Source organism: Dietzia sp. DQ11-71 (assembly GCF_014144995.1).
Lineage (GTDB): Bacteria > Actinomycetota > Actinomycetes > Mycobacteriales > Mycobacteriaceae > Dietzia > Dietzia kunjamensis.
The window spans coordinates 1-6,677 of record NZ_JAALDT010000094.1; the positions used below are offsets into that span (position 1 = coordinate 1).

Genomic DNA, 6,677 nt, shown 5'->3' on the forward strand with positions numbered 1-6,677 from the left:
GGCTCGCCGTCGTGCGGCCCTGAGGCCCGATCTGCCCCTCGGAATTTCATCCGCCCGCGGGAAGCGCCGCTCAGCGGGGCCCGCGACCCGATCCGCCCCTCGACATTTCCTACGCACGCGGGGCCCCGAGGGCGGATCGAACTCTGAGGAGCGCCTCGGTCCGGTGGTCGGGACGGATCGGATTCCTCTGCACGTCCGACCTACCGGGTGCGAGAGGTTCTCACCGTGGCTCGGGGCCGCAGCCGGGCACATTTCGCTTTGCTCGTCGACCTCGCCGGCTCGAGCCGAGGTCGGTGGGAGGCGCGCTGTTGTCCACAGGTCCCGGCGCGTCCACAGCGGGCCGGCTCCGCCTACGCGATCCGGCGGACCCGGCGATGTTGCGCGAGAGTATCGCCGCATGACCAGCATCGATGAACTACGTTCCCGAATCCTGACCGCCGAAGGGTTGATCGCCGCCGGGCACAGCACCCAATCGCTCGCCCGGGCGGTGACGACAGGAGAGCTCGTGCGACTGCGGCCGGGTTTCTACGTGGAGGGCAGCGCCCGCGAACTCGAGAGGGGAGCACGTCATCTGCTGTCGGTTCTCGCCACGGACGCTGCACTGCACGGCCCCGTGTTCACTCACTGGTCGGCCGCCATGATCCACTCGCTTCCGGATTGGGGGCTCCCACTTCGCAGAGTCGCGGTCTCCCGGCACGGACATGCGCAGCGGTCCAGGATCACCAGACTCCTGAGGCATGACCTGTGCCCGATCGCCCCGGACGAAATCGTCAATGTTGAAGGCATGTCCGTCACGTCTGCTGACCGGACGATCATCGACATCGCCCGGGGCTGTGATCCGGTTCCCGGCGTCGCGGTGGCTGACGCCGGACTGCAGCGGGAACTCGTCACAGAGGTCTCTTTGCAGGAGGCGCTGGACCGCGCCTCGGGACGGGCCGGTGTGAGGAGGGCTCGTACTGTGATCGGGATGACTGATCGGAGAAGCGAGAGTATCGCGGAGACGCGGAGTCGCCTCTACTTCGGTGAGTACGGGCTGCCGGAGCCCGAGACACAGGTCGAGATCTTCGACGACAACGGCCGCTTCATCGGCCGGGTGGACTTCCTGTGGCGGGAGCTCGGGGTCATAGGAGAATGTGACGGGTTCGGGAAGTACTTCGACGGCGCCGACGAGATGGAAACCCGCCGCAGGCTCGGCGTGGAGAAGGACCGCGATGCGATCCTGACTGCCCTCGGGTACCGGGTGATCCACTGGCGATGGGCCGACTTCGAGCGACCTTGGCTACTTGTTCAGAGGATCCGGGCCGTCCTGCTCGCGGCAGAAGCCGCCTGAACTGGTCGCCGTCCACACCCGGGGGCGGGTTTCGGGTCAGTCGGACTGGGCTTCCTTCTCGGCCAGCCACAGGTAGGCGGTCATCATCCGCTTGAGCTCGGTGACGGTGGCGTCGTGGATGTCCTCGCCACCGGCCGAACCGGTGCTCGCGCCGCCGGAGACCCCGCCGCCGTCCCCGGGGTCCGCGCTGGCGTGGCCCGGGGCCACGTGGCCCGCGCTGACCGAGAAGTTGAGCATCGAGTACGCCACGTGGACCAGCACCTCGGCCATGAACGCGCGGCGCTCACGCTCGGTGGCGGGCATGAGCGGGGCCAGCACGCTGGCGATCATCCGGGCGATCTCGCGCTCGTTCACCGCCGCCGTCGCGCGGGTGGCGGGAGTGGCCTGCGTCGCGAGCCAGACCGCCCGACGGGAGGGGTCGCGCAGCCACAGGTCTGCCAGGTGGTCGAGGAAGTCGTTGAGCAGTTCGGGCCAGTCCAGCGCCGGGATCTTCTGCGCGAATCGCTCGACCTCCTCGATCACCCCGTGGGCGTCCTGGCGGTCGAGCTCGCACACCAGCACGTACTTGTTGGCGAAGAACTGGTAGAGCGTGCCGATCGGAACGCCTGCACGTGAGGCGACCTCCTCGCACGTGAACGAGTCGAACCCCACCTCGACCAGCACTTCCCGGGCCGAGGACAGTAGCGCCTGGAACTTCTTGCGGCTGCGCTCCTGGATGGGCCGACGGCGGGGGACGAGGATGTTCGGTTCGTCCTGGACGGCCTCGTCGGTGGGATCCTGCGGCGGCTCCTGCGCGCGTTCGGACGAGTCGGTGGTCATGGGTGGGTCAGCCCTCCGCGCGATCGGATTCGGGCAACTCGATCTCGAGCAGCTTGGCGACCATCGCCACGTGGCCCTTGGCGCGGACGTTGTACCGGGCCATCGACACGGTGCCGTCGGAGTCGACGACAAAGGTCGAGCGGATCACGCCCATCACCGTTTTGCCGTAGTTCTTCTTCTCGCCGAAGGCTCCCCACTCGGTGAGCATCGTCTTGTCCGGATCCGACAGGAGGGGGAACGTGATGCCGTACTTGTCACGGAACCGCGCCAGCTTCTCGGGGGCGTCGGGGGAGACGCCGACCACGCCGAGGCCAGAGTCGTTCAACTGTTGCAGCGCGTTCTCGAAGTCCACGGTCTCAGTGGTACAGCCCGGTGTCATCGCGGCCGGGTAGACGTACACGAGGACCTTCCCGTGCTCGGCGAGGAGCCCCCGGAGCGACGTGGGTGTGCCGTCGGCGTCGGGGAGGGTGAAGGCGGGGGCCGTCTGGCCCACCTCGAGCCGTGGTGCGGTCACCGGTGCTCCTGGGGGTCGGGTCGGGGCGGCGGACCATCCCAACCTATCCGATGCTTCGGCGCACGGGCGCGGATCCACGCCGGGTGCAGTAGCGTGGGCGGGGTCAAGAACCCGCGGGGCGCCCCGCGGACGAGCGATCGACGGAGGTCTCGTGTCCAGGAGTTACGACAGCATCGAAGGCGACATCGCCAAGGCGCGTGACGATCTCGCGACGACCTTGGACGAGATCATCGACCGGGTGAATCCGAAGAACCTCGCGTCCGAGGGCAAGGAGCGCGCCACCGCGGCACTCAAGGACCCGCGCGTCCTGGCGGTGCTCGGGGGTATCGCGACGTTGGTCGTCGGCGGGATCACCGTGTCAATGGTCAACAAGCGCAAGGAGCGTCAGCGCATCGAGGCCTACCTGGCGGCCCGTCGGGCCCTCTGAGTCGACCGGCCTCGCCCGGGCGTCCGGAGCCCCGCCCGGGGACCCTGCCCGCCCGGGCGTCCGGAGCCCCGCCCGGGGACCCTGCCCCGGGGGAGTCGTCGCCGCCCGACTCCCGAGAGCGTTCCGCCCACCCCCGTCACCGGGGGCGTGTGCGGGACGCTCTCGCCGTTTCCTCTCGGCTTCCCCGGTCGTCCCGTCCGACCGGCCACCCGTTGAGCCCCGCTCTGACAAGCGATCCGGTGCGGGGGAGGCGGCCCGGCACACGAGAAAGCCCCGGGTCGTGGACCCGGGGCTTTCTCTCTTGTGCGCCATCAGGGACTCGAACCCCGAACCCGCTGATTAAGAGTCAGCTGCTCTGCCAATTGAGCTAATGGCGCTTGCTTGGTGCGAGAGAAACAGTAACAGCAGCCGAGTCGGTTCACGAAATCGCCTGGTCACGAGGGGTGAATCGGGGTTGTGGACACTGCCTGCCCTGGTGTTTCGATATGGAGTGCGGCGATGTGACCAGGCATACTGGAGGGGACATCTTCTCGGCCGCGGCTGCGTCCGGGGGGAAGCGCACGTCGGAAGGGGCATCAGTGAACGCGAGCACAACGGATCGGACGGGGCGGCGAGCGACCGGAATCCGGTCGAAGGCCCGCCTCGGACTGGCCGTGGTGTTCACGGGGACGCTCCTGCTCACCGGCTGCACCATCGGCGACGGCGGTCCGCAGGACACCCAGGTCGCGGAGGCACCGGCGGAGCCCTCTGCCGTGATCGACCTGTCGGTGGCGGAGGGTTCCACCGACGCCAACCCGGTCGAGCCCATCGTGCTCACCGCCCGGGACGGCCGGTTCGACTCGGTCGTGATGCGCAACCCCGAGGGCCTCGAGGTCGAGGGTGAGTTCAATCCCGAGTTCACCGAGTGGCGCACCACCGAGGAGCTCGGCTACGGCCGCCAGTACACGTTGGAGTCGACCGCCACGGACGAGGCCGGCCTGGTCACCCGGAGGAACGCCAGCTTCTCCACGCTGACCCCCAACATCATGACGGCGGCCTACCTGACCACGGGTGAGGGATCCGTCGTGGGTATCGGGCAGCCGGTCGCGGTGATGTTCGACGAGCCGATCGCGGACCGTCGGGCGGCTCAGGACAACATCCACATCACGACCGAGCCCGCGGTCGAGGGCGCGTTCTACTGGGTCTCCGACCAGGAGGTCCGCTGGCGTCCGGCTGAGTACTGGGCGCCCGGCACCAAGATCGACGTCCACGTCGACATCTACGGCCAGGACCTCGGTGGCGGGATGTACGGCCAGCAGGACGCCCAGAGCAGCTTCGAGATCGGCGACGCCGTGATCTCCCGGGTGGACGACTCCACCAAGCAGATCGTCATCGAGCGCAACGGCGAGGTCGTCAAGACCATGCCCACCTCGATGGGCAAGGCCGCCACCCCGACCCCCAACGGGGTCTACGTGATCGGTGAGAAGCACGCCTCGATGATCATGGACTCGTCGACGTACGGCGTGGCCGTGGACTCGGCCGAGGGGTATCGCACCCCGGTGCAGTACGCGACCCGGATGTCCTACAGCGGCATCTTCGTCCACGCCGCGCCGTGGTCGGTCTGGGCGCAGGGAAGCCAGAACACGAGCCACGGCTGCCTCAACGTCACCACCGCGGACGCGAAGTGGTTCTACGACAACGCCAAGCGCGGCGACGTCTTCGAGGTCACCGGCACGGTGGGCGACACGCTGCCGGGCTGGGACGGCCTGGGCGACTGGAACGTCCCGTGGGAGACCTGGAAGGCCGGTAACGCCGATCAGGGCGCGGCCTGAGCCGATGGATTCCTCCCGGCTGGGCCTGTGGATCGGCATCGGGATGGGGATAGGCGTGGCGTTCGGTGCCGCGCTGGACAACATCGGGCTGGGCGTGGCCCTGGGCCCGTCGGTCGGTGTCATGATCTGGGCGGTGGAGGCCGCCCATCGCGAGTCGCGCGGCCCCGGTGGTGACGAGCTCGACGCGGGGACCGGCGACAGCCGGGACCTCGAGTAGAACCCCCGGGTGACCGGCGGGCCCCGAGTGCAGTGGTGAGAACCCCGTGGCGGGGTTCAAGACGACTTCAGGACGACGACGACGACGAGGTGGGCGACCTCGGATCGCGCTCTGCGGCCGCCCGGAACAGCGCGCGTCCGGGTGCGGCAGTGAGGCCGTGCGCGATGGTACTGGCCACGACGATCAGCGTGCCCGCGCCGAGCAGTACCGGGTCCGCACCCGCGCGGGAGGCCTCCTCCGTCAGGTAGAAGACCGCCGCGACGCCGACGGGCCCGAACCAACCGAGGTAGGCGGCGCCGCGAGGCTTCAGCCCCAGCGGCTTCATCACGGCGAGGATCAGCGGCGGCCTGCGTAGCAGCAGCACCGCGGCCGTGAGCCACACCGCGCCCCATCCGAGGCGGCCCCACTCGGTCCACGGGATCATCGCGCCGAGAGCGACGAAGAAGGGGATCACGGCGAACTGGTTGACGGCCTCGTCGATCTCCACCTCGGTCCGGCGTTCGCCGCCGGAGCTGGTGACGTTGAACGCGAGTCCGGCGACGAACGCGCCGAAGATGCCGTTGACCCCGATGATGCCCGCCACTCCCAGGACGAGCAGCGCCAGGAGGAGCGTGTACAGCAGAATCGGCCCGGTCTCGGTGTCGTGGTGTCGTTCCGAGAAGTGCAGCGCCTTGGCGGCCGCCACGCCCGCGATGATCCCCACGACGAGGGCGCCCGCGATCTGCCAGGCGGCCTCACCGGCCGCCTGCCCGGCGGTGAGCGGGGTGGCGACCGCCAGGGCGACCAGGACGAGTGGGAGGGCGAGCCCGTCGTTCGCGCCCGATTCGAGCGACAGTAGTTGGCGGTCGTGCTCCGGCAGGTCCTCCTCGGCCTCCTCTCCGGTGACGACGCTCGAGGCGAGGACGGGGTCGGTGGGGCATATGGCGGTTCCGAACAGCAGGGCGAGTGCGAAGGGGATGCCGAGCACCCACATCGCCAGCCCGGTCGAGACGAGCGCCATCCCGGGCAGGACGAGCACCAGCAGCAACGCGAGTCGACGCCAGTGGGTCCTGATCGCCGAGAAGGGGTACCGCAGGGCCACACCCATCACCGAGATGGCCAGGAGGATCTCCGCGCCGTGGTGGAGGGTCGAGTGCTCGGCGACGATGTCGGGCACGTCGAACACCCCGAGGACTGCCGGCCCCAGGACGATCCCGGCGACGAGCGCGAGCAGTGGCTCCGTCACGGGCCACTGGCGTAATCGCGCGGAGAAGGCCACGATCACCACCCCGAGCGCCCCGACGATCGCCAGCAACACATCGAGCGTGGACAACGGTTCCTCCCCGGGTCAGTCGGATCACCCCGCACCATAGGAGAGCCCGGGCGCTTGCGCATCCGTGCCCCTCGCCCGTCGCCGCCCCTCGCCCGTCGCCGCCCTCCGCCCGCCGCGGCGCGGGCACCTGCAAGAGTGATCCCATGACCGAGCGCGAGATCACCCGGCCCGTCGACCTGGCCCGCGGCCACCGGCTCAACCCGGAGGCGGTGGGCTGGTCCCGGTCGCCCGTGCACCGCACGCGGAT

The 6,677-nt window shown here is 69.4% G+C and carries 7 protein-coding genes and 1 tRNA gene; 4 read left to right on the forward strand and 4 right to left on the reverse strand.

Features of this window, described 5'->3' with window-relative positions; translation table 11 throughout:
- Positions 1–397 precede the first annotated feature (397 nt).
- On the forward strand, positions 398–1,330 hold the full coding sequence (locus G6023_RS03850) for a type IV toxin-antitoxin system AbiEi family antitoxin domain-containing protein (RefSeq protein ID WP_182634132.1): 933 nt from the start codon (positions 398–400) through the stop codon (positions 1,328–1,330).
- Between the two features lie 36 nt (positions 1,331–1,366).
- Here G6023_RS03850 and G6023_RS03855 read toward each other — a convergent pair whose 3' ends face one another.
- A complete protein-coding gene (locus G6023_RS03855) occupies positions 1,367–2,149 on the reverse strand; it encodes a TetR/AcrR family transcriptional regulator (protein WP_182634133.1) in 783 nt (260 codons plus the stop codon).
- Positions 2,150–2,156: 7 nt separating this feature from the next.
- Complete coding sequence (locus tag G6023_RS03860; protein WP_182634134.1) at positions 2,157–2,663, reverse strand: peroxiredoxin; 507 nt, start codon at positions 2,661–2,663, stop codon at positions 2,157–2,159.
- 151 nt (positions 2,664–2,814) lie between these two features.
- Between G6023_RS03860 and G6023_RS03865 the strand changes: the two genes are divergently transcribed.
- Entirely contained in the window at positions 2,815–3,090 is a 276-nt protein-coding gene (locus tag G6023_RS03865; RefSeq protein WP_067719851.1) for a DUF3618 domain-containing protein, read from the forward strand.
- A gap of 304 nt (positions 3,091–3,394) precedes the next feature.
- On the opposite strand, the gene G6023_RS03870 is transcribed toward G6023_RS03865, so the two are convergent.
- Positions 3,395–3,467: transfer RNA gene (locus G6023_RS03870), tRNA-Lys, on the reverse strand.
- A 201-nt stretch (positions 3,468–3,668) separates the two neighbouring features.
- Here G6023_RS03870 and G6023_RS03875 point away from each other — a divergent pair.
- Both G6023_RS03875 and G6023_RS03880 read left to right on the forward strand, forming a co-directional pair.
- Positions 3,669–4,901 (forward strand): L,D-transpeptidase, encoded by a 1,233-nt coding sequence (locus tag G6023_RS03875; RefSeq protein ID WP_347570713.1) that lies wholly within the window; start codon positions 3,669–3,671, stop codon positions 4,899–4,901.
- Between the two features lie 4 nt (positions 4,902–4,905).
- On the forward strand, positions 4,906–5,118 hold the full coding sequence (locus G6023_RS03880) for a hypothetical protein (protein ID WP_182634137.1): 213 nt from the start codon (positions 4,906–4,908) through the stop codon (positions 5,116–5,118).
- A 67-nt stretch (positions 5,119–5,185) separates the two neighbouring features.
- On the opposite strand, the gene G6023_RS03885 is transcribed toward G6023_RS03880, so the two are convergent.
- A complete protein-coding gene (locus tag G6023_RS03885) occupies positions 5,186–6,430 on the reverse strand; it encodes a cation:proton antiporter domain-containing protein (protein WP_182634136.1) in 1,245 nt (414 codons plus the stop codon).
- Between the last annotated feature and the right edge of the window lie 247 nt (positions 6,431–6,677).

Bases quoted from the DNA above. Each gene is read 5' to 3' on its own strand.
- G6023_RS03850 (WP_182634132.1), top strand. From the start codon at position 398: ATGACCAGCATCGATGAACTACGTTCCCGAATCCTGACCGCCGAAGGG.
- G6023_RS03855 (WP_182634133.1), bottom strand. From the start codon at position 2,149: ATGACCACCGACTCGTCCGAACGCGCGCAGGAGCCGCCGCAGGATCCC.
- G6023_RS03880 (WP_182634137.1), top strand. From the start codon at position 4,906: ATGGATTCCTCCCGGCTGGGCCTGTGGATCGGCATCGGGATGGGGATA.